The following is a 19,610-nucleotide window of genomic DNA, read 5'->3' on the forward strand; positions in this document are numbered from 1 at the left end:
ATGAAGACTTCCAGACTGGCCATCGCCGCCGCCCTGATCCTGTCCGCCTGCGGCCAGCCGCAGCCCTCCAAGGCGCAGGAAGGCGTCTTCGCCGAACAGCCCCGCGTCGCCCCGCGCGACGCCGGATCGCTGAAGACCAGCTTCGCCCCCGTGGTGCGCGAGGCCGCGCCCGCTGTGGTGAATATTTCCGCGCGCGGCGTCCAGCGCGTGCGCGATCCCTTCTTCGAACTGTTCGGCGGCGGGCCGCAGTCGCGCGTGACCGGCTCCATCGGTTCGGGCGTCATCGTGCGCCCGGACGGCATCGTGGTGACGAACAACCACGTCATCCAGAACATGCAGGAAATCCGCGTCACCCTGAACGACCGACGCGAGTATCCGGCCAAGGTGCTGCTGGCCGATGAGCGGTCCGACATCGCCGTGCTGCAGCTCGAAAACCTGGACGGCGACCTGCCGGTCCTGCGCATCGACGATCAGGAGCAGCAGCAGGTCGGCGATCTGGTTCTGGCCATCGGCAATCCGTTCGGCGTCGGCCAGACCGTGACCAACGGCATCATCTCGGCCCTGAACCGGACCGAGACGGGCATCAGCGATTCCGGCTCCTTCATCCAGACCGATGCGCCGATCAATCCCGGCAACTCGGGCGGCGCCCTGGTCGACATGGACGGCGACCTGATCGGCATCAATACGGCCATCTTCTCGCGCACCGGCTCTTCGACGGGCGTGGGCTTCGCCGTGCCGGCCACCATGGTCAAGCGGGTGGTGGATTCCGCCGTCGGCGGCGCTAAGTCGGTCGAGCGCGCCTGGCTGGGCGTCAAGGGCGACACGGTCAGCTCCGACATGGCCCGCAGCCTGGGGCTGGATCGGCCGCAGGGTCTGATGGTCACGGACGTCTACGCCGGAGGCCCCGCCGCCCGCGCGGGCATCGAGCAGGGCGACGTCATCACCGCCATCGACGGCGCCGAGGTCAACGATCAGGGCGGTCTGAACTTCCGCGTCGGCACGCGCTCGCCGAACGACACCGTGGCCGTGACCGTCCTGCGCGACGGCCGGACGCAGACGCTGAACGCGCGCGTCTCGACCCTGCCGGGCGACGCCGATCCGGGGCAGGGCTCGGTCGTGGGGCAGGGCGCCCTGGCCGGGCTTCAGGGCGTGGCGCTGAACCCCGCCCTGGCCGACCGACTGGGCGGAGATCCCTTCACCAGCGGCGTGGTGGTCACAGGCCTGCAACGCAACAGCATCCCGGCTCGCATCGGCCTGCGCCCCAACGACCTGGTGGTGCAGATTGACGACCGCGCCGTCACCACGGTCGCCGCCCTGGGCCGGGCGCAACGGGGTTCGGAGCTGACCATCGTCCGCAACGGGCGTCGGTTGACCGGCCGGTTGCCGTAGGAAAACAGGCGCCGCGTTTCTCCCTCCCCATGAAGGGGAGGGAGAGGGGTGGGCTTTTCTCTTGCTGACGGCGGCGAGGACTTACCCCTTAATCGGTCCGCCGATGCTCCACAGGTGGCCGAACGGGTCGCGGAGCTGGCCGTAGCGGTCGCCCCAGAACTGGTTCTCCAGCGGCATGACCGGAATGGCGCCGTTGACCAGGGCGCGGCCCCACCATTCATCGGCGTCGTCGACCTGAAGATGCAGGCTGACGCCGACGGGCTTGATGTCGGCCTCGCCGGTCCATTCGGGGAATTCGTCGGCCAGCATGACGCTGCCGCCGTTGATGCGCAGATGGGCGTGCAACAGGCGCTCGCCGTCCTCGGCCGGCATCCGCATGACTTCCTCGGCCCCGAAGGCGCGGGCGTAGAATTCGATCGCCGCGGCGGCCCCGCGCGAAGGAATGGTCAGGTGGGGCGTCACCCCGCCGCGCGGTCCCTGATCGGGCTTGGGTTCTGTCATGCGATTCCTCCTTGGAGGCGTTGTAGCGGGTGCAGTCGCCCGAACGAACGCCTATCTAGAGCGTTCCATGACTGATTTGTTCGAAGCCTCCGGCATCCATCCCCCCGACGCCCCTCTGGCCGACCGCCTGCGCCCGCAGGCGCTGGATCAGGTGGTGGGGCAGGACCATCTGTTGGGCGAAGGCGGGCCGATCCGCCGGATGATCGAGGCCGGGCGTCTGGGCTCCATGATCCTGTGGGGGCCGCCGGGCACGGGCAAGACGACGATCGCCCGCTTGTTGGCCAAGGCGGCGGGCTACGAATATCAGTCGATCAGCGCCGTCTTCTCGGGCGTCGCAGACCTGAAGAAGGCGTTCGAGGCCGCGCGGATGCGCCGGGCGGCGGGGCAGCAGACCCTGCTGTTCGTCGACGAGATCCACCGCTTCAACCGCGCCCAGCAGGACGGCTTCCTGCCCTTCGTGGAGGAGGGGATCGTCACCCTGGTCGGCGCCACGACCGAAAACCCCAGCTTCGAGCTGAACGGCGCCCTGCTGTCGCGGTCTCAGGTCTATGTGCTGAAGCGGCTGGACGACGCCTCGCTGGACCTGCTGTTGGATCGGGCCGAGGCCTTGATGGGCAAGCCCCTGCCGCTGACGCTTGAGGCGCGTCAGGCCATGCTGGCCCTGGCCGACGGCGACGGCCGTTATCTGCTGACCATGTCCGAGGTGCTGTTCGACCTGACGGACGTGGAGCCGCTCGATGTGCAGGCGCTGGCGGGCGTGCTTCAGAAACGCGCCCCCGCCTACGACAAGTCGCGGGAAGAGCACTACAACCTCATCTCAGCCCTGCATAAGTCGGTGCGCGGATCGGACCCGGACGCGGCGCTCTACTGGCTGGCGCGGATGCTGAACGGGGGCGAAGACCCGCTCTATCTGGCGCGCCGCATCGTGCGCATGGCGGTCGAGGACATCGGTCAGGCCGACCCCCTGTCCATCCTGGTCGCCAACGCGGCCAAGGACACCTACGACTTCCTCGGCTCGCCGGAAGGGGAGTTGGCGCTGGCTCAGGCTGTGGTCCATCTGGCCACTGCGCCCAAGTCGGTCGGCGTCTATGAAGCCTTTAAGGCGGCGAAGAAGGCGGCGCACGAGACCGGCTCCCTGATGCCGCCCGCCCATATCCGCAACGCTCCGACCAAGCTGATGAAGCAGCTCGGCTACGGCAAGGGCTATCAATACGACCCCGACACGCTCGAGGGTTTCTCCGGCGCGAACTTCTTCCCCGACGAGATGGAGCGCCGCACCTTCTACAAGCCCAAGGGCGAGGGGCATGAGGAGAAGGTCAAGGCGCGCCTGGAGCGCTGGGCGGCGATGCGGGCGCGGGTGAGCAAGGAATAAGGCGCTTACCGCCGTCATCCTCGGGCTTGACCCGAGGATGACGGAGAGAGTGGAAGATCGGTGAACGGCGTTCATTGTCGTGGCGGCCCGTCGGGCGTAGGCTGAGCCTGCAAACTGCGGAGGCGGCGATGGTCGATGTTCTGCGGCGTATGTCGACGCCCTGGCACCTGTGGCTGGTCGGCGTGTTGTCCTTTCTGTGGAACGCCCTTTTCGTCTGGCAGTGGACGCTGCAGGTGACGGGCGATCCGGCCTATTGGAGCAGTCTGACCCCCGCCGAGGCGGCCTATCTGCGCGCCGTGCCCTTATGGACCGATGTCGCGGTCGGCGTCGCCTTCTGGGGCGGGCTGCTGGCGGCGGTGCTGCTGCTGTTTCGGCGGCGTCAGGCGACGATGGTGTTCGCCGTCGCCCTGATCGCCATGTTGGCGGACACGGCTTACATCCACTTCATGAGCAAAGGGCGCGACATCATGGGGCCGGTCGGCGTGGCGTTCGGCCTGGTCATCATCGCCGTCCTGGTCATTCAGACCGCCTATTGCGCCTGGATGGGCCGACGCGGCGTGATCGTCTGAGAGGCAGGCGGAAGCCCTTGTTGCATCGGTCTATTTCGGCGTAGTTTTCGGTTCTCAAGGCCCTGGGGGGAAGAATGATGGTCGATATTTCGAAGCGTCCGGCGGCGCCGTGGCATCTGTGGGCCATCGCCGCGGCCTCGGTGGTCTGGAACGGCGTCGGCGTCTGGCAGTGGTATCAGAAGGTGACGGGAGCCGCCGCCTACTGGAGCGCGCTGACGATGGAGCAGGTGGCCTATCTGCGCGGCGCGCCGATGTGGACCGATGTGGCCTTCGGCGTGGCGGTGTGGTGCGGCCTGCTGGGCGCGCTGATGCTGCTGCTTCGTCGGAAGCTGGCGTTCAACGCCTTCGTCGCGGGTCTGATCGCCATGCTGGCGCACGCCGTCTATGTGCTGGCGCTCAGCAACGGGCGTGAAGTCATCGGCGCGGGCGGCGTGGCGTTCACCCTGGTCGTCACCCTGATCTTCGTTATCCAGATCGCCTATGCCCACTGGGCGCGCCGCAAGGGCCTGATCCGCTGATCGCCTAGGCCTGATGGGCATGGCGAAGCGGGGCGCGCTCGTCTAAAGGCTCGGCGGGTGAAAACCCGCCAGCCCGTATCCCTGACCGAAGATGAAATCGCCGCCGTCCGTTCCTGGGTGGTGCATGAAGACGCGCATCTGATCGCCTTCAACAAGCCGTCCGGCCTGTCCAGCCAGGGCGGCCGCATCCAGGCCAACACCCTGGACGACCTGCTGTGGGCCTTCGCCCGGTCGAACCGCAAGCGCCCGGAACTGGTGCACCGACTGGACCGCGACACGTCGGGCGTCATCCTGGCCGCCAAGACCAAGCCCGCCGCCGGTTTCTTCGGCAAGGCGATGCAGATGCGCAAGTTCCAGAAGACCTATCTGGCGCTGGTCGCGGCCGCGCCGGAGCCCAAGTCCGGCCGGATCACTTCGGCCCTGCGGCGCGAAGAGATCGGCCGCGAAAGCTATATGCGCGTCGTGGATTTCGATGCGCCGGGCGCGCAAGGCGCCGCCAGCGGCTATCGCACCCTGGCTTCTAGTGAAGACGGGGCGGTGGTCGAGCTGTCGCCCGAGACGGGGCGGATGCACCAGCTTCGGGTTCATATGGCCTCCATCGGTCGCCCGCTGGTCGGCGATGTCCGCTATGGCGGCGCCCTGACCTTCGCCGGGCGCGCCGCGCCGCGCCTGATGCTGCACGCGGCTAAGTTGAGCTTTCCTCATCCCGACGGCGGCCGCGTGACGGTCGAAGCGCCGGAGCCGGAGGATTTCGCGGCCCTGCGTGCGGCGGCGGGGCTGTAGGGCTTCATCCCCTGTTCAGCTTCACCGCGGAACAATCCGGTTCGCCCGTGCGCTGTTCGGGCGTGGGAGATACGCGCATGAAACGCCTCGCCATCATCACGATCACCGCCTCGGCCCTGGCGCTCACGGCCTGCGCCAGCCTGGCGCCCTACGGTCGTCAGATGGGGCCGAACGGGCAGGGTTACTCCGAACAGCAGATCGAGCGTGACCGTTTCCGCGTCAGCTACAACGGCGTCGGCGCGCCCGGCCCGGTGGCGGACATGGCTCTGTTCCGTGCGGCCCAACTGACGACCGAGCAGGGCTATGACTGGTTCGAAGTGACGCAGCGCTGGATCGACGGCCGCCCCGACAGCGCGGGCGGCGTGCGGCCCAGCGTCTCCATCGGCGCTGGCACGGGCCGTTACGGCGGCTGGTCGTCATCGGGCGTCGGCGTCGGCCTGGGCTTCGACCTCAGCGGGCCGCAGCCGACTTCGACCACGCTGGAGATCGTCATGGGGCGCGGCCAGCGCCCGGATCGCCCTGAGGCCTATGACGCACGCGGGGTTCAGGACGCCATCCGCCCGCGCCTGTAGGGCCTAGAACGGCCCGCGCGCCATCGCGGCGGCGAAGGCCAGCAGCGGAACCAGCAGCAGAATCTCAAGCCCCACCGCGCGCCGCGCCGCAGTCAGTTCGGCCTGAGGCGGGACATAGCCGGGCGCGACCCGCGCCGCCTTGCGCCATTTCAGGATCGCCAGCGTCGGCCGAATCGAGATCAGGCCGATCAGGGCGAAGGTCGCGATCTTGGCCCAGAAGAATGGGTTGGCTTCATAGAAGGCCCAGCCCTTGCCGCCCATCACCCGACCGACCCCGACCAGAATGATCAGCAAGGCCGTGATCCCATAGCCCGCGTCCAGTCCGGCCAGTCGCTTCACCGGCGGTTCCGGCGTGCGCAGCAGCGCCAGTTCCGACGCCAGCATGACGATCAGGCCCAGGAACAGCAGGTGATGCAGGATGGCGAGGACAAGGTCGTGCATGGCGGCCTTCGCAAATGAGGTCGGAACAGTATATGCCGCCAGCATGACACGTTTCTTGCTGGTTGCGATCGGCGGCGGCCTGGGGGCGATGGCGCGCTATGGGCTGGGGCTGGCCGTGGGCCGCCTGGCGCCGGGTGCGGCCTGGCCGTGGGCGACCCTGACCGCCAATGTCGCGGGCGGCCTGCTGATGGGCCTGCTGGTCGGCTGGCTAGCGTTGAGGGCGGGCGCGGGGCAGGAGAGCATCCGCCTGTTCGCCGCCGTCGGCGTGCTGGGCGGCTTCACGACCTTTTCGGCCTTTTCACTGGAAGCGGCCCTGATGATCGAACGCCGTGAAATCGTCTCGGCTTTCGTTTATGCGGCGGGTTCGGTGGTTCTCGCCATCGCCGCTCTGTTCGTCGGCCTGATGATCGCGCGCAAATTGTTTACCGGAGTGGGCGCATGAGCCGCGAAGTCCAGACCCTCTATGTCGCCGAGGATGAAGACGACATCCGCCTGGATCGCTGGTTCAAGCGCCGCTGGCCGCACCTGACCCACATCCAGGTCGAGAAAATGGCCCGCAGCGGCCAGATCCGCGTCGACGGCTCGCGCGTCAAGCCGCAGGACCGCCTGACTGCGGGCGCCGCCGTGCGCGTGCCGCCGCTGCCCGAGGCCAATCCGCGCAAGCCCGGCGATCTGCACGAATTGACCGAGCGCGACATCGCCTACGCCAAGTCGCTGGTGCTGTATGAAGACCACATGGTCATCGCCCTAAACAAGCCGCACGGCCTGGCCGTGCAGGGCGGGACCAAGACCACCAAGCACGTCGATCGCCTGCTGTCGGCCTGGGGCGAGGGGATGGACCGGCCGCGTCTGGTTCACCGTCTGGACCGCGACACCTCGGGCGTGCTGCTGCTGGGCAAGGGGCCGGAGGCGGCCAAGCGTCTGGCCGGCGCCTTCGCCCGTCGTCAGGCGAAAAAGACCTATTGGGCCATCGTCATCGGCAACCCCAAGCCTTCGGCCGGTCAGATCGACATGGCTCTGAAGAAGACGGGCATCAACGACTTCGAGATGATGCGCCCGGCCGAGCCCAAGGACCCCAAGGGCGAACCGGCCGAGACCGCCTTCGCCACCATCAGCCGCGCCGCCCACCGCGCGGCGTGGATGGCGCTGCGCCCCTTCACCGGCCGCACGCACCAGCTGCGCGCCCACATGGCGGCCATCGGCCACCCCATTCTGGGCGATCCCAAATACGGCGACGATAAATCGCGCGAACTGTCCGGCCCGCTGAAGCTGCAGCTTCACGCCCGCCGCATCGAACTCGACCATCCCGGCGGCGGCAAGCTGATCGTCGAGGCTCCGCTCAGCCCCGAGATGAAAGCCGGCTTCAACCATTTCGGCTTCTCCGAGGACGAGGCTGAGGAAGATCCCTTCGAGGGCGTGCGGCGGATGCGATGAACGCTGTGTTGGACGAGGAACTGGGTCGCCTGTTGGACGGGGGGCATGCCCAGGACGTTCTTGCTCTGGCGACGCGCGAGATCGAGGCTGGTCGCGCGAACTTTGCGGTTCACGCCTACCGAGCGCAGGCGCTGCAGGCGCTTGGTCGTCCGAAGGACGCCTTGCCTGACGCGCGACAGGCGGCGGCTATGACGCCGAAAAGCGTCTCGGCGCATCATAACCTGGCGGCGCTCTTGGGTGACCTGGGCATGGCGGGTGAGGCCGAAGCGGCGGCTCGGCGAGCTTTGGCTGTGGGCGGTGACGCGCCGGAAACCTGGCTGGTCCTGGCTCGCGCGCTGCAAGGCCAGAATTGTCTGGATGAGGCCGAGCAGGCTTATCGCACCGCTATTTCGCGTCGTCGTGACTATTCTGATGCGGTGCGGGATCTCGCCTATCTGCTGTGGATGCGGACCGAAGACGTAGAAGTCTCGGCCGCGCCTCTGCTGGACGCCCTGACCCGGCAGGGGCAAAGCGAAGTTCTTCGCATGGCCTTGGCTCAACTGCTCCAGTATGCGGATCGAAAGGCGGACGCCTATCGCGTCCTGGCGTCCATTGCTCTGTCGCCGCGCGGCCACTTCGCCGCAGCCCAGATCGTGATGAATGACGATCCTGAGCTGGCGCTTCGACATATCGGAGCGGCCAGAACGCAGGGCGTGGATGCGGCGCCTCTTCGGTCTGCCTCGGCAGAGGCCTTGCTCGCTCTCGGTCGTCCTCAGGACGCTATGCAGGACATAGCGCCTCTGCGTCAGGCGACGCCTGACAATCAGTACGCGATCGCGCTGGAAGCGGTCGCGCTACGCTTGGCGGGAGATGAAGCCTATCGACGGCTGTATGATTACAGCCGGTTGGTATCGTCTGATCGGATCGATTGCCCGCCGGGATGGACGGATCTGCACAGCTATCTGCGTGATCTGGCCGTGGCGCTACGGCGTAATCACGGTTTAAAGGCGCACCCCGTCGGACAGTCCCTGCGAGGCGGATCTCAGACATCTACGCCGTTGGTCCTGAATACTGACCCCGCGATCCGCGCTTTTTTTACGGCGATCGATGGTCCGATCCGACGCTATATTAACGGGCTGGAGGGCGATGGTCCGCTGCCGGCCAGACGCTCGGATAGCTACGATATCGCCGGCTGCTGGTCAGTGCGGCTACGTCCACACGGCTATCACGCCGATCACGTGCACCCGCAGGGATGGATATCTTCCGCTTGCTACATCGAGGTTCCGGATATAGCGCGAACCGAGGGTCGCCAGGGGTGGCTAAGGTTCGGTCAGCCGCCTTTCGCATCGTCTCCAGTCTTGGCTGCGGAGCATTTTGTCCAACCCGAGCTGGGGAGAGTGGTGCTGTTTCCTTCCTACATGTGGCATGGAACGGTTCCTTTCGGCGGTGATCAGGACCGTCTGACCGTGGCCTTTGACATCGTGCCGGCCTGATATGATCGCTTCCGACGCTCCGCTCGCCGTTTTCGATATCGACGGCACGCTGGTCGACAGCCGCGCCTCCATCCATCGCGCGGCCTGCGAGGCGGCCCACGTCCTGGGCTTGCCCGAGCCTGACTACGAGCGGGTGCGCCAGATCGTCGGCCTGAGCCTGCATCACGCCCTGCATGTGCTGGAGCCGTCGCTGACGGACGCTGAGCTGGCGGACTTCGTCGCCGCCTTTCAGGCTAGCTTCCGCGCCATGTATGAGGCGGGACATGAAGAGCCGCTCTATCCCGGCGTGATGCAGACGCTGCGGCGACTGAAGCGCGACGGCTGGCGGCTGTCGCTGGCGACCGGGCAGAACCGGCGCGGCGTCGCCCGCAACCTGGCGCGGCCTGAATGGAGCGATCTGTTCCTGTCCAGCCACTGCGCCGAGGACGGGCCGGGCAAGCCGGACCCGGCCATGCTGCGCGCCGCCATGGCCGCCTGCAGGGCCGACATCGCCTCGACCGTCATGATCGGCGACACCAGCCACGACATCGCCATGGCCGTGGCGGCGGGGGTGCATCCGCTGGGCGTCGGCTGGGGCTTCCATACGGTGGAGGAGCAGGCGGCTGCGGGCGCGTTGCACATCGCCGCCGATTTTCCTGATCTGGAGGCGGCGCTCGACCGTTTCGCCTCGACCAAGCTTTTCGCCTAGAAGTCTGCCATGTCTCACATTCCTTCGCTTGATCCCAACGTCGCCGCCCAGAAGGGCTTTCGTGAGTCCGAAGAGCGCATCAAGCGTTTCTGGAAGGCCGCCGAGGTCGAGGCCCGCGACTGCGGCTGGGTCGTCCTGCTGGACGGCCGCGCGCCCAAGACGCCGGCCGGCAACGCCATCGCCCTGCCGACCGAGGCGGCGGCTCGTCTCGTGGCCGACGAGTGGAACGCCCAGGGCGAGCATCTGATGCCGGGGACCATGCCCGCCACCCGTCTGGCCTCGACCGCCATCGACCGGGTCAGCCAGACGCGCGCTCCGGTGGCCGAAGAGATCGCCCGTTACGCTGGGTCGGACGTGCTCTGCTATCTGGCCGAGACGCCGTCGGGGCTGATCGAGCGTCAGCAGACGGAATGGGGCCCGTGGCGCGACTGGGCCGCGCGAGAACTCGGCGTCGAACTGCATGCGGTCGAGGGGATCATCCATCGCCCGCAGGCGCCGGAGGCGCTGGCGCGGGTCGAGGCGCTGGCGCTGGAGATGGACGACTTCGCCCTGACTGGGCTGGCGACGGCGGTTCCACTGTTCGGCTCGGCGGTGCTGGGGCTGGCGGTTCAGCGCGGGGCGCTGGCGGGCGAGGCGGCGTTGGACCTGTCGCGTCTGGACGAAGCCTTTACCGAGGAGCGTTGGGGCGTGGACGAGGAGGCGGCTGCCCGCACCGAGGCCCACCGCGCCGAAGCGGCATTGCTGCAGCGCTGGTTCGAGGCGCTCATGTAACTTTCCGATCTGGAAAGTCATTACTTGACGAAGTGGAAAGTCGTCGTCATTTTCCGTTCTGGAAAGTGAGGGATGTCCCATGTCAGATACGCACGACGCGAAGGCCGCTCTGGAGCAGATACGCCAGACGCGCGAACAGGCGCTCGGGAAGATGAACTATTGGCCCTGGTGGTATGACGCCGGCTACGCCCTGGCGTGCGGGCTTCTGGTGGCGGGGCAGGGCTTTTCCACCATGATCGGCATGGCCTGCGTTGTGGTGGCGATCGCGATTCTGGTGACGATCATGCGGGTCTGGCAGGATCGCACAGGGGTGTGGGTGAACGGGTATGCTCCGCGTCGCGCCCGCTGGGCCGCCTTTGGCCTGGCGGCGATCCTGATGGGGTTGATGGGCCTCAGCATCTGGTTCGGGCGGGTGCAGGGCGTCGTCTGGGTTCCCTTCGCCAACGGTTTGGCGGCGGCGGTTCTGGGCGTCGTCGGCATGAGGGTCTGGATGCGCCTGTACCGCATCGACGTGCGGAGCCTGTCGTGAAGCCGCCGGTTTTCGATCCTGTGATCCATGCGCCGGGCAGGCTGCAGATATGCGCCATCCTGTCCGCCGCCGAAGCCGAGTTCGCGGTGGTGCGCGACGCCATTCAGGTGTCTGACTCCGTCCTGTCGAAACACGTGAAGACGCTGGAGGAGGCCGGCTATCTTGCTGTCCGCAAGGCGGCGCAGGGCGGCCGCCAGCGCACCTGGCTCAGCCTGACCAATGCCGGAAAGGCGGCCTTCGCCTCTCATGTCGCCGAACTGAGCCGTCTGGCGGCCATGACGGCGCCGGTCAGCCCTTGATCAGCGCCGCGCGCTCGTCGGCCGTCAGCATCCGCCAGCGGCCTTCCGGCAGGTCGCCCAGCTTCACCGGGCCGATGCGGATGCGATAGAGATCGACGACCTCCAACCCGACCAGTTCGCACATGCGACGAATCTGGCGGTTGCGACCTTCGCGCAGGATGAAACGCAGACGCTGCGGCTCCATCTGGGTGACGCGGGCGGGCTTCAGCTGGCGACCGTCCAGCTCCAGCCCGTGGCGCAGTTTGGTCAGCTTGGCCTCGGTCACGGCGCCGGCGACGCGGACTAGGTATTCCTTGTCCAGATCGGACTGCGGCCCGATCACCGCCTTGGCCACCACGCCGTCTGACGACAGCATCAGCAGGCCGCGCGAATCCTCGTCCAGTCGCCCGACTGGGGGCAGGGAGGCGTCGCGCGCGGGCGTCTCGCCCTCGCCGATCTTGTTGGCCGTGGTCAGCAGGCGCACGGCCGGAACCTTGCCCGGCTCGGGCTGGCCCGAGACATAGCCGACCGGCTTGTGCAGCAGGATGGCGACGCCCGCCGCCAGCGCCGCCTCGCCCGTGTCGTTCAGGGTCAGGGTCTGGCCCGGCTCGATCTTGCGACCCGCGTCGCGCACCACTTCACCGTCGATGCTGACCAGCCCCTCGGCGATCAGGCCCTCGGCCTCGCGGCGCGAACAGACGCCGGTCTGGCCCAGCCACTTGTTGATGCGGACGGGTTCGTCGCCGTCGTAGGTGCGGGTGAAGGCCATGGCCGGACTGACTCTCTGCGATGCGATCGGCTGTGTAGGGCGGGGGCGCGCCCTCAGGCAAGGTCGTCGCTTGCGCGTCCGCGTTCAGATTTTCTGCGGTGGCGGGTCAGGTCACGTTTTCGTCGTCAAGTTGACCTTCAGCATCATAAGCCTATATCAGCAGTCACCCTGATGATTTTGATGCGTCCGCTTCCGATCGATTCGGATTGCGACGTTTGCCGTGTCTGATCGGATTTCGGCGTGCAGGGCGGGACGATAACTTTAAATCGTCTACGAATATTGATCGATAACCTTCGAAGGAGACGTTTTGTACGCTCAAAGCAAGTCTGCGACCGCCCCCCGTTCTCGCCAATACGGCAACCGCCCCACGTCGACCCGCCTGCGCTTCGGCCTGATCATGCGCAAGGGCATGGATTTCGGCGAATTGGGCGACATGGAAACCGCCCTGCGGTTTGAAGGCGTTTCCCTGGCCCCGATCTCGACGGGCGAGGGCAGTCTGATGTCCGGCGGGCTGACGGTTCTGGCGACGGCGACGGCTGACGACATCAGCGGCGGCCGTGTTCAGGGCGTGGTGGTTCCGGGCGGCATGGCGGACGAAGCCGGCCTGGTGCAGGTCAAGGCGCTGGTGAACCTGGCCAAGGCTCAGGGCCTGCCGGTTCTGGCCTTCGCCGACGGTGTGGCTGTGGCGGCTGAAATCTTTGGCCAACCGGCTGATGCGCCGGGAGCCGCCTTCCGCGACGGCAAGGCCGCCCTGTTGAACGATCGCGCCGCACTGACGGCGGTGGTCGCCGCCATCTAAACCCGGCGGAAGATCAGGCTCAGGTTGTTGGCGGGCATGGCCCGTCGCAGCGTCAGGGCTAGGCCATGCGACCGGGCGAGCGTTTCGACCTCGCCCCGGTCGCGCAGGCCCCATGCGGGATCGCGCGCCTTCAGGCTGTCGTCGAAGGCGGCGTTGGACGGGGCCAGCGCAACCTCTGCCTCGCGATAGGGGCCGTAGAGATACAGGAGGCCGCCGGGGCGCGTCAGCGACCGTTCCGCCAGCCGCATCAGGCCTTGGGCCGCCGACCACGGGCTGATGTGGATCATGTTGATGCAGACGATGGCGTCCAGCGGCTCTGACAGCCAACTGGCGTCATCCAGCATGTCGACCGCCTGTGCGGGGCGCAGGTTCGCCGCGCCCGCCTTCATCCGCCACGCCTCGATGCTGGCCCGCGCCTCCGCGCTGGGATCGCTGGGCGTCCAGTCCAGGCCGGGCAGGGCCGTTGCGAAGGCGACGGCGTGCTGACCCGATCCGGCGGCGATCTCCAGCACCCGGCCCTGAGCGGGCAGATGGGCGCGCAGTACCTCCAGTATGGCCGCGCTGTTGCGTTCAGCCGCAGGCGAGATCAGGGCGCTCGGGAAGCCGTCCGGCGTCGACTTTACAGAATCCATCGTCTTCACGCCGAAGGAGATACCCCTTGGGACGCGCTCTGACGATTTAAATGTGCGTGTGGATGGGGCGAGCCGGATAACGGGGGAATGAAACGTGCAGTGGTTGACCTAACGTCCCTTGGGGTTCATTGGCCCCCGTTACACAGCGTGATCAGCTTATTGCGTGACGGCGACGACAGATCGCTGCGCGCAGCTTCAGGAGAGCAAGACGTGACGCAATCGATTCCCGGACTCCATCCGGCGCCGACCGAACACAAGGGCCTCGTCGCCTGGGTGGAGCAGATCGCCGCCCTGACCAAGCCTGACCGTGTTCACTGGTGCGACGGCTCGGCCGCCGAGAAGTCCGCCATCGTCGCCGATCTGATCGGCAAGGGCACGCTGAAGGAGCTGGATCAGGCCAAGCGCCCCGGCTGCTACTACGCCGCCTCGGACCCCAAGGACGTGGCCCGCGTCGAGAGCCGCACCTTCATCTGCTCGCAGGACGAAGCCGACGCCGGCCCGACCAACAACTGGTCCGACCCGGTCGAGATGCGCGCCCGTCTGGACGGCCTGTTCGACGGCTGCATGAAGGGCCGGACGATGTATGTCGTTCCGTTCTGCATGGGGCCGTTGGGCTCCAAGATCTCCGCCCTGGGCGTCGAGATCACCGACAGCGGCTATGTCGCCGTGTCGATGGGCGTCATGACCCGCATGGGCAAGGGCGCGCTGGACATGCTGGGCGCCGACGGCGTCTTCGTCCCCGCCGTTCACACTCTGGGCGCGCCGCTGGCCGAAGGTCAGGCCGACGTGGCCTGGCCCTGCAACGACGACAAGTGGATCGTCCACTTCCCTGAGACCCGCGAGATCTGGTCCTACGGCTCGGGCTACGGCGGCAACGCCCTGCTGGGCAAGAAGTGCTACGCCCTGCGCATCGCCTCGATCATGGCCCGCGACGAGGGGTGGCTGGCCGAGCACATGCTGATCCTCAAGCTGACCAGCCCCGAAGGCGTGTCGAAATACGTGGCCGCCGCCTTCCCGAGCGCCTGCGGCAAGACCAACCTGGCCATGCTGCAACCGGCGCTGGACGGCTGGAAGGCCGAGACGGTCGGCGACGACATCGCCTGGATGCGCTTCGGCGATGACGGCCGTCTGTACGCCGTGAATCCGGAAGCGGGCTTCTTCGGCGTGGCGCCGGGCACCAGCCGCAACACCAACAAGAACGCGCTCGAGACCCTGACGCGCGACACCATCTTCACCAACGTGGCCCTGACCGCTGACGGCGACGTCTGGTGGGAAGGCCTGTCGAAGGAAGCGCCGGAAGGCCTGACCAACTGGAAGGGCCAGCCGCACGATCCGGCTTCGGGCGAGCCTGCGGCGCACCCGAACTCGCGTTTCGCCGTCTGGGCCGGTCAGTGCCCGTCCATCGCGCCGGAGTGGGAAGACCCCGCCGGCGTGCCGATCGACGCCATCCTGTTCGGCGGCCGCCGCGCCTCGGCCGTGCCGCTGGTGACGGAAGCCTATGACTGGGAGCACGGCGTCTTCATGGGCTCGACCGTGGCCTCGGAAGGCACCGCCGCCGCCGAGAACAAGGTCGGCGAGCTGCGCCGCGACCCCTTCGCCATGTTGCCCTTCTGCGGCTACAACATGGGCGACTATTTCGGCCACTGGCTGAAGATGGGCGAGAAGGCCGATGCGTCGAAGCTGCCGCGCCTGTTCTTCGTCAACTGGTTCCGCAAGAACGACGAAGGCAAGTTCGTCTGGCCGGGCTTCGGCGACAACGCCCGCGTGCTGAAGTGGATCGTGGAGCGTCTGGAAGGCCAGGCCGAGGCCGTGGACACTCCGGTCGGCCGCGTGCCGTCCAAGGCCGCGCTGGACCTGTCGGGTCTGACGCTGACCGACGCGGATCTGAAGATCCTGCTGGACGTGGACGCCGAGGTCTGGACCGAGGAAGCCGCCATGATCCCCGCCTTCTACGAGAAGTTCGGCGATCGCCTGCCCAAGGCCCTGTGGGGCCAGCACGCCGCCCTGACAAAGCGTCTGGAAGAGGCGCGCGCGGCCAAGCTGGCGGCTGAATAAAAGACCGTCCTCAACGGTTGAAATCGGGGTGCGGGAGGTCGAAGGACTTTCCGTGCCCCTTTTCAATTCTCCTGAATCTTCCTTCGACGCCGTGGTCATCGGCGCGGGCGCTTTGGGCCTGTGCGCGGCGGCGGAGCTGAGGCTGCGCGGACGCCGCGTGGCGGTGGTCGATCCGGGCGGCGTCAACGCCTCAGCCGTGGCGGCGGGCATGATCGCGCCCGCCATGGAATGCGCCATCGACGATCTGTCGCTGGGAGCGGCTCAGGTGTTGCGCCGCGCGCGCGACCTGTGGCCTGCCTTCGCCGAAGCGACGGGCGTGCGCCTGTATGGCGATCTCGCGGAATGGCGGGGCGGCGATGTCGCCGAACTGGCGGCGCGGATGAAGGCGCTGGGCTTTCAGCATCAATACGACGCCGCTTCGGCGCGCCTGACCACGCATGAGGACGCCAAGGTCGATCCGCCTCAGGCGCTGACGGCGCTGGCGCAGGGACTCACGGTGATCGAGGCGCGGGCGCTGCGTGCGTCGCCGGACGGGCAGGGCTGGCGGGTCGAGACGACGACGGGCGCCGTGCGCGCCGATCATCTGATCCTGGCCACGGGCGCTGACCCGTCGCTGGAGGGCCTCCCGCCCGAAGCGCAAGCGGCTGTCGCCTGCATCACCCCCATTCGCGGCCAGATCGGTCTGGCGAAGGAAAGGCTGGTCGACCACGTCGTGCGCGGGCCGGGCGCCTATGTCGCGCCGATGGGCGAAGGCAGCGTGATCGGGGCGACGATGGAGGCGGGCGAGCGCTCGGTGACGCCCGACGCCGCGCGCTGCGAAGCCATGCTGGCCGCCGCATGGAAAATTCTGGCCCAGACGCCGCGTCCTCTGACGATCGACTGGCGCGCGGGGGTGCGGGGGACGGCTCCGGACGGCCTGCCGATGGCGGGGCGGGTCGCACCGGGTCTTCATGTCGCGCTGGGGCCGCGCCGCAACGGCTGGCTGCTGGGGCCGCTGGTCGGCGCGGTTGTAGCCGACGCGACAGAGGGCCGGCCCGTCGCCGAGCCGACCCTCCATCCCTCGCGGTTCCTTTAGTCCTTGGGCAGGTCGAAGCGGATGGCCATGGTGACGCGCGCGCCGTCGACGGCCTGTCCGTCCACCGTGCGCGGGCTGAGGCGGAAGTAGCGGCTCAGGCTCACCGCCGCCCGCCCGAAGCCCTGATTGCCGGGTGTTTCCGAGGTGACGGAACAGCCGGTCAGGCTGCCGTCCACCCGCACCAGACAGGACAGTTCCGCCACGCCGCCGATCCCGCGCGCCTCAGCCGCCGAGGGGTAGGCGCGCATCAGTTGATCAGCCGTCGGTTTGCGCACCCAGTCGGGTTGGGTGATGACGGGAACGGGCTTCGGCGGTTCGGGCGTGACCGTAGTTCCCGTCGAAGGCTCGGCCGCCGGTTCCGTCAGGTTGATGGCCGGGCCGGCGTCATGGCTGACGACGGGGGCGACCGGAACCTCCAGCGGGGCGACGTTGCTGGGCATGACCTGCGCCGGTCGATGGATCGGCGGCGTCGGCGCGGGGGAAGCCTTGGGCGGCGTCTCTGGCTTGGGCGGCAGCGGCGGCCGGATCAGATCGATGATGGTAGGCGGCGTCTCGGCTGGCGCGGGCGGCATGTCGGCCAGTTCAAAGCGTTGCTGATACAGCCAGACGCCGGCGCCGACATGCACCAGAGCCGAGGCGGTGATCATCGCCCACACCCATCGGGGCAGGGGCTTCTTGCGTTGCTGGAAGTCGAGGGGGCTGACCACGCCGTGGCCCCCGGCGATACGCATCATCATGACTTACGCGCCTCCTGTCGCAGGCCCTCCCCAGCACCCACGGAACGAAGTTCGCGCTTCGCTTGCGGCCTTATTGTGGCGCTTGGAATTGTTAACGGCGGCGGCGTTGCGTTAAGGTTTCGTTTACCGAGGTTAGCGACCGTTCACACATGACCGTGAAAGCGATTCCATCATCCGGCGGCGTGGAGGCGGCCATTCGGCGCGCCTCGACCTCGACGGGCGTGGACTTCGATTTCCTGATGAAGACCGCGCGCCGCGAAAGCGCGATGAACCCCAATGCGCGGGCGCCGACGTCCTCGGCCTCGGGCCTGTTCCAGTTCATCGAGCAGACCTGGCTGGGCACGGTGAAGCGGCACGGCGCCAAGCACGGCTACGGCCAGTATTCGGATCTGATCTACCAAGGCGGCGACGGGCGCTGGCAGGTGCGTGGTTCGGCGCGCAACGTCGTGCTGGATCTGCGCTTCGATCCTCAGGCCGCTTCGACCATGGCGGGGGAACTGACAGCTTCGAACGCGGCCTATCTGCGCGGACGTACAGGACGTGAGCCGAACGGCGGCGACCTGTATGCGGCTCACTTTCTGGGTCCGGCGGGCGCAGCCAAGTTGATGGAGGCCATGCAGTCGCGGCCCCAGTCCAGCGCGGCGGCCCTGTTCCCCGAGGCGGCCTCGGCGAACCGCTCCATCTTCTATCGCAACGGCCGCCCGGCGTCGGTGGCCGAGGTGCATGCCAATCTGCAGCGCACAGCAGGCGAGGCCGCGCCCGCCGCCGGCGCCGGTAGCGTGAAACCCGTTCCCGAGTTGGGCGATAAGGAGCGCGCCTTGGCCGCGCGCCTGGACCGTCTGAAGCAGGATCAAAGCCTGTTGGCCCTGCTGCTGGGCCAGGACGGGCGGGGAGCGGGCGGCGGCTTTGGCGGCGCCTACGGCCCGCCGCCGAACAAGCCTGGCTGAAGACCTTCGTTCCGCCTTATTCCTAACCGGGCCTTAACTATGTAACGCTATGAGTGACGATTGATTCTTCGCCGCTCTGAGCTTCATCCATGACCGCCTACCGCGCCCGACTGACGGAAAGCGACATCAGGCGCCTGATCAAGTCCGACGTCGAGGACGATCGCGCGGCGGCGGCCCACAAGCTGTTCCGCAGCATCGATCGCATGGTGCTGGACGAGACGGAGCGCGCGGCGGCCAGGAAAATACTCAATGTCCTAGCCGCTGACACGGCTGAACTCGTGCGACGGGCCCTGGCCGTGACGCTGAAGGCGTCGGATTTGGTGCCACGTGAGGTGGCGCGTCGTTTGGCTGCGGACGTGGACAGCGTGGCTCTGCCTATCATCAACTGTTCGCCCGCCTTTTCCGATGACGACCTGATCGAGATCGTGCGCGCCGGATCGGCCGTCCGTCAGGCGGCTGTGGCGTCGCGTTCACGCGTGCCGCGCGACGTAGCGACGGTCCTGGCCGCCGAGGGGCGACAGGAAGCGGTTCTGGCCCTGGCGGCCAACGACAACGCAGACCTTTCCGAAGACGCCCTGGGTCTGGTGGTCGACCGCTTTGGTCACGCATCCGAGGTGGTGTCGGCCCTGGCCTATCGTCAGGTGCTGCCTTTGTCCGTGACCGAACGCCTGGTGGTCCTGGCTTCGGACGCAGCGCGCGAGCATCTGGTCACGCGCCACGCGCTGGCGCCGGAAACCGCCATCCAGTTCGCCGACTTCGCGCGTGAGCGGGTGACGGTGGATCTGATCGATCAGGCCCGGGTGGCTGTGGATCTGCCGGAATTCGTCGCCCGCTTGTACGGCCGCAAGGCGTTGACGCCGTCGCTACTGCTGCGCGCTCTGGCGCGGGGGCAGATGGCCTTGTTTGAACATGCTCTGGCGGAGCTGGCGGGCACGCCGCATCACCGCGCCTGGCTGATGGTGCACGATGCAGGTCCGCTGGGGCTGAAGGCGCTCTATGACCGTGCAGGAATGCCGCCACGTCTGTTCCAGGCCTTCCGCTCCGGCGTCGACACCTGGCGTGTGCTGCAGGCCGAGGGCGGCGACACCTCGGGCGAAGCCTTCCGCCAGCGTATGCTGGAGCGCTTCCTCAGTCAGCGCCCGGACGCCGCACGCGAAGATCTGGCCTATCTGATGGAGCGCCTGGATCGTCCGGCGCCTGAAGCTCTGGCCGCTATCGGCGCCGCATAGAAGAAAGGGCGCCCAGCGGACGCCCCTCTCATCGATGCTGCTTGAGGCAG

The 19,610-nt window shown here is 67.6% G+C and carries 23 protein-coding genes; 18 read left to right on the forward strand and 5 right to left on the reverse strand.

The window, feature by feature from the left end:
- The gene (locus AC3A3G_RS12715) at positions 1-1,389 is read left to right on the forward strand and encodes a Do family serine endopeptidase (protein WP_487488351.1); all 1,389 of its coding nucleotides are present in this window, start codon (positions 1-3) and stop codon (positions 1,387-1,389) included.
- 81 nt (positions 1,390-1,470) lie between these two features.
- Here the strand turns inward: AC3A3G_RS12715 and AC3A3G_RS12720 are convergent, their stop codons facing one another.
- Positions 1,471-1,890, reverse strand: a complete 420-nt coding sequence (locus tag AC3A3G_RS12720; protein WP_487488352.1) for a VOC family protein — start codon at positions 1,888-1,890, stop codon at positions 1,471-1,473.
- 67 nt (positions 1,891-1,957) lie between these two features.
- Between AC3A3G_RS12720 and AC3A3G_RS12725 the strand changes: the two genes are divergently transcribed.
- The 5 genes from AC3A3G_RS12725 (at position 1,958) to AC3A3G_RS12745 (ending at position 5,704) form a co-directional block, all read left to right on the forward strand.
- On the forward strand, positions 1,958-3,262 hold the full coding sequence (locus tag AC3A3G_RS12725; protein WP_487488353.1) for a replication-associated recombination protein A: 1,305 nt from the start codon (positions 1,958-1,960) through the stop codon (positions 3,260-3,262).
- A 128-nt stretch (positions 3,263-3,390) separates the two neighbouring features.
- Positions 3,391-3,831 (forward strand): hypothetical protein, encoded by a 441-nt coding sequence (locus AC3A3G_RS12730; protein ID WP_487488354.1) that lies wholly within the window; start codon positions 3,391-3,393, stop codon positions 3,829-3,831.
- A 74-nt stretch (positions 3,832-3,905) separates the two neighbouring features.
- Positions 3,906-4,349 (forward strand): hypothetical protein, encoded by a 444-nt coding sequence (locus tag AC3A3G_RS12735; protein WP_046653742.1) that lies wholly within the window; start codon positions 3,906-3,908, stop codon positions 4,347-4,349.
- Between the two features lie 57 nt (positions 4,350-4,406).
- Positions 4,407-5,132, forward strand: coding sequence for an RluA family pseudouridine synthase (locus tag AC3A3G_RS12740; protein WP_487488355.1), 726 nt, complete (start codon positions 4,407-4,409; stop codon positions 5,130-5,132).
- Between the two features lie 77 nt (positions 5,133-5,209).
- Positions 5,210-5,704: a CC0125/CC1285 family lipoprotein gene (locus AC3A3G_RS12745; protein ID WP_487488356.1), complete on the forward strand. Its 495-nt coding sequence runs from the start codon at positions 5,210-5,212 to the stop codon at positions 5,702-5,704.
- A gap of 3 nt (positions 5,705-5,707) precedes the next feature.
- Here the strand turns inward: AC3A3G_RS12745 and AC3A3G_RS12750 are convergent, their stop codons facing one another.
- Positions 5,708-6,145 (reverse strand): DUF2214 family protein, encoded by a 438-nt coding sequence (locus AC3A3G_RS12750; RefSeq protein ID WP_487488357.1) that lies wholly within the window; start codon positions 6,143-6,145, stop codon positions 5,708-5,710.
- Positions 6,146-6,188: 43 nt separating this feature from the next.
- Here AC3A3G_RS12750 and crcB point away from each other — a divergent pair, with 43 nt between their 5' ends.
- The 7 genes from crcB (at position 6,189) to AC3A3G_RS12785 (ending at position 11,338) form a co-directional block, all read left to right on the forward strand.
- A complete protein-coding gene (crcB, locus tag AC3A3G_RS12755) occupies positions 6,189-6,587 on the forward strand; it encodes a fluoride efflux transporter CrcB (RefSeq protein ID WP_003164407.1) in 399 nt (132 codons plus the stop codon).
- Entirely contained in the window at positions 6,584-7,579 is a 996-nt protein-coding gene (locus AC3A3G_RS12760) for an RluA family pseudouridine synthase (protein ID WP_368925031.1), read from the forward strand. Before crcB ends, AC3A3G_RS12760 begins: the two co-directional genes overlap by 4 nt.
- Before the next feature lie 8 nt (positions 7,580-7,587).
- Positions 7,588-9,051, forward strand: a complete 1,464-nt coding sequence (locus tag AC3A3G_RS12765; protein WP_487488358.1) for a 2OG-Fe(II) oxygenase family protein — start codon at positions 7,588-7,590, stop codon at positions 9,049-9,051.
- 1 nt (position 9,052) lies between these two features.
- Entirely contained in the window at positions 9,053-9,739 is a 687-nt protein-coding gene (locus AC3A3G_RS12770) for an HAD-IA family hydrolase (RefSeq protein ID WP_200166601.1), read from the forward strand.
- A gap of 9 nt (positions 9,740-9,748) precedes the next feature.
- Positions 9,749-10,510, forward strand: a complete 762-nt coding sequence (locus AC3A3G_RS12775; RefSeq protein ID WP_487488359.1) for an ATP12 family chaperone protein — start codon at positions 9,749-9,751, stop codon at positions 10,508-10,510.
- 79 nt (positions 10,511-10,589) lie between these two features.
- Positions 10,590-11,039 carry a hypothetical protein gene (locus AC3A3G_RS12780; protein WP_200166605.1) on the forward strand — a complete coding sequence of 150 codons (450 nt, stop codon included), beginning with the start codon at positions 10,590-10,592 and terminating at the stop codon, positions 11,037-11,039.
- Positions 11,036-11,338 (forward strand): winged helix-turn-helix domain-containing protein, encoded by a 303-nt coding sequence (locus tag AC3A3G_RS12785; RefSeq protein WP_125901574.1) that lies wholly within the window; start codon positions 11,036-11,038, stop codon positions 11,336-11,338. Before AC3A3G_RS12780 ends, AC3A3G_RS12785 begins: the two co-directional genes overlap by 4 nt.
- Here the strand turns inward: AC3A3G_RS12785 and AC3A3G_RS12790 are convergent.
- Positions 11,328-12,086, reverse strand: a complete 759-nt coding sequence (locus tag AC3A3G_RS12790) for a pseudouridine synthase (protein ID WP_125901573.1) — start codon at positions 12,084-12,086, stop codon at positions 11,328-11,330. The two genes, AC3A3G_RS12785 and AC3A3G_RS12790, sit on opposite strands and share 11 nt — an antisense overlap.
- A gap of 307 nt (positions 12,087-12,393) precedes the next feature.
- Between AC3A3G_RS12790 and AC3A3G_RS12795 the strand changes: the two genes are divergently transcribed.
- Positions 12,394-12,885 (forward strand): hypothetical protein, encoded by a 492-nt coding sequence (locus tag AC3A3G_RS12795; protein ID WP_368925026.1) that lies wholly within the window; start codon positions 12,394-12,396, stop codon positions 12,883-12,885.
- On the opposite strand, the gene AC3A3G_RS12800 is transcribed toward AC3A3G_RS12795, so the two are convergent.
- Positions 12,882-13,517 (reverse strand): DUF938 domain-containing protein, encoded by a 636-nt coding sequence (locus AC3A3G_RS12800; protein WP_368925024.1) that lies wholly within the window; start codon positions 13,515-13,517, stop codon positions 12,882-12,884. The genes AC3A3G_RS12795 and AC3A3G_RS12800 overlap by 4 nt on opposite strands.
- A 210-nt stretch (positions 13,518-13,727) precedes the next feature.
- Between AC3A3G_RS12800 and AC3A3G_RS12805 the strand changes: the two genes are divergently transcribed.
- Together AC3A3G_RS12805 and AC3A3G_RS12810 are read left to right on the forward strand one after the other, a co-directional pair.
- On the forward strand, positions 13,728-15,572 hold the full coding sequence (locus AC3A3G_RS12805) for a phosphoenolpyruvate carboxykinase (GTP) (protein WP_200166609.1): 1,845 nt from the start codon (positions 13,728-13,730) through the stop codon (positions 15,570-15,572).
- 52 nt (positions 15,573-15,624) lie between these two features.
- Positions 15,625-16,647 (forward strand): NAD(P)/FAD-dependent oxidoreductase, encoded by a 1,023-nt coding sequence (locus AC3A3G_RS12810; RefSeq protein WP_487488360.1) that lies wholly within the window; start codon positions 15,625-15,627, stop codon positions 16,645-16,647.
- On the opposite strand, the gene AC3A3G_RS12815 is transcribed toward AC3A3G_RS12810, so the two are convergent.
- Complete coding sequence (locus AC3A3G_RS12815) at positions 16,644-17,384, reverse strand: energy transducer TonB family protein (RefSeq protein ID WP_200166611.1); 741 nt, start codon at positions 17,382-17,384, stop codon at positions 16,644-16,646. The genes AC3A3G_RS12810 and AC3A3G_RS12815 overlap by 4 nt on opposite strands.
- Before the next feature lie 149 nt (positions 17,385-17,533).
- Here AC3A3G_RS12815 and AC3A3G_RS12820 point away from each other — a divergent pair, with 149 nt between their 5' ends.
- Together AC3A3G_RS12820 and spbR are read left to right on the forward strand one after the other, a co-directional pair.
- A complete protein-coding gene (locus AC3A3G_RS12820) occupies positions 17,534-18,331 on the forward strand; it encodes a transglycosylase SLT domain-containing protein (RefSeq protein WP_200166613.1) in 798 nt (265 codons plus the stop codon).
- 89 nt (positions 18,332-18,420) lie between these two features.
- Positions 18,421-19,560 (forward strand): SpbR family protein, encoded by a 1,140-nt coding sequence (gene spbR / locus AC3A3G_RS12825; protein ID WP_200166615.1) that lies wholly within the window; start codon positions 18,421-18,423, stop codon positions 19,558-19,560.
- The last annotated feature ends 50 nt before the right edge of the window (positions 19,561-19,610 follow it).

The organism is Brevundimonas sp. Soil_N_31 (assembly GCF_057655995.1).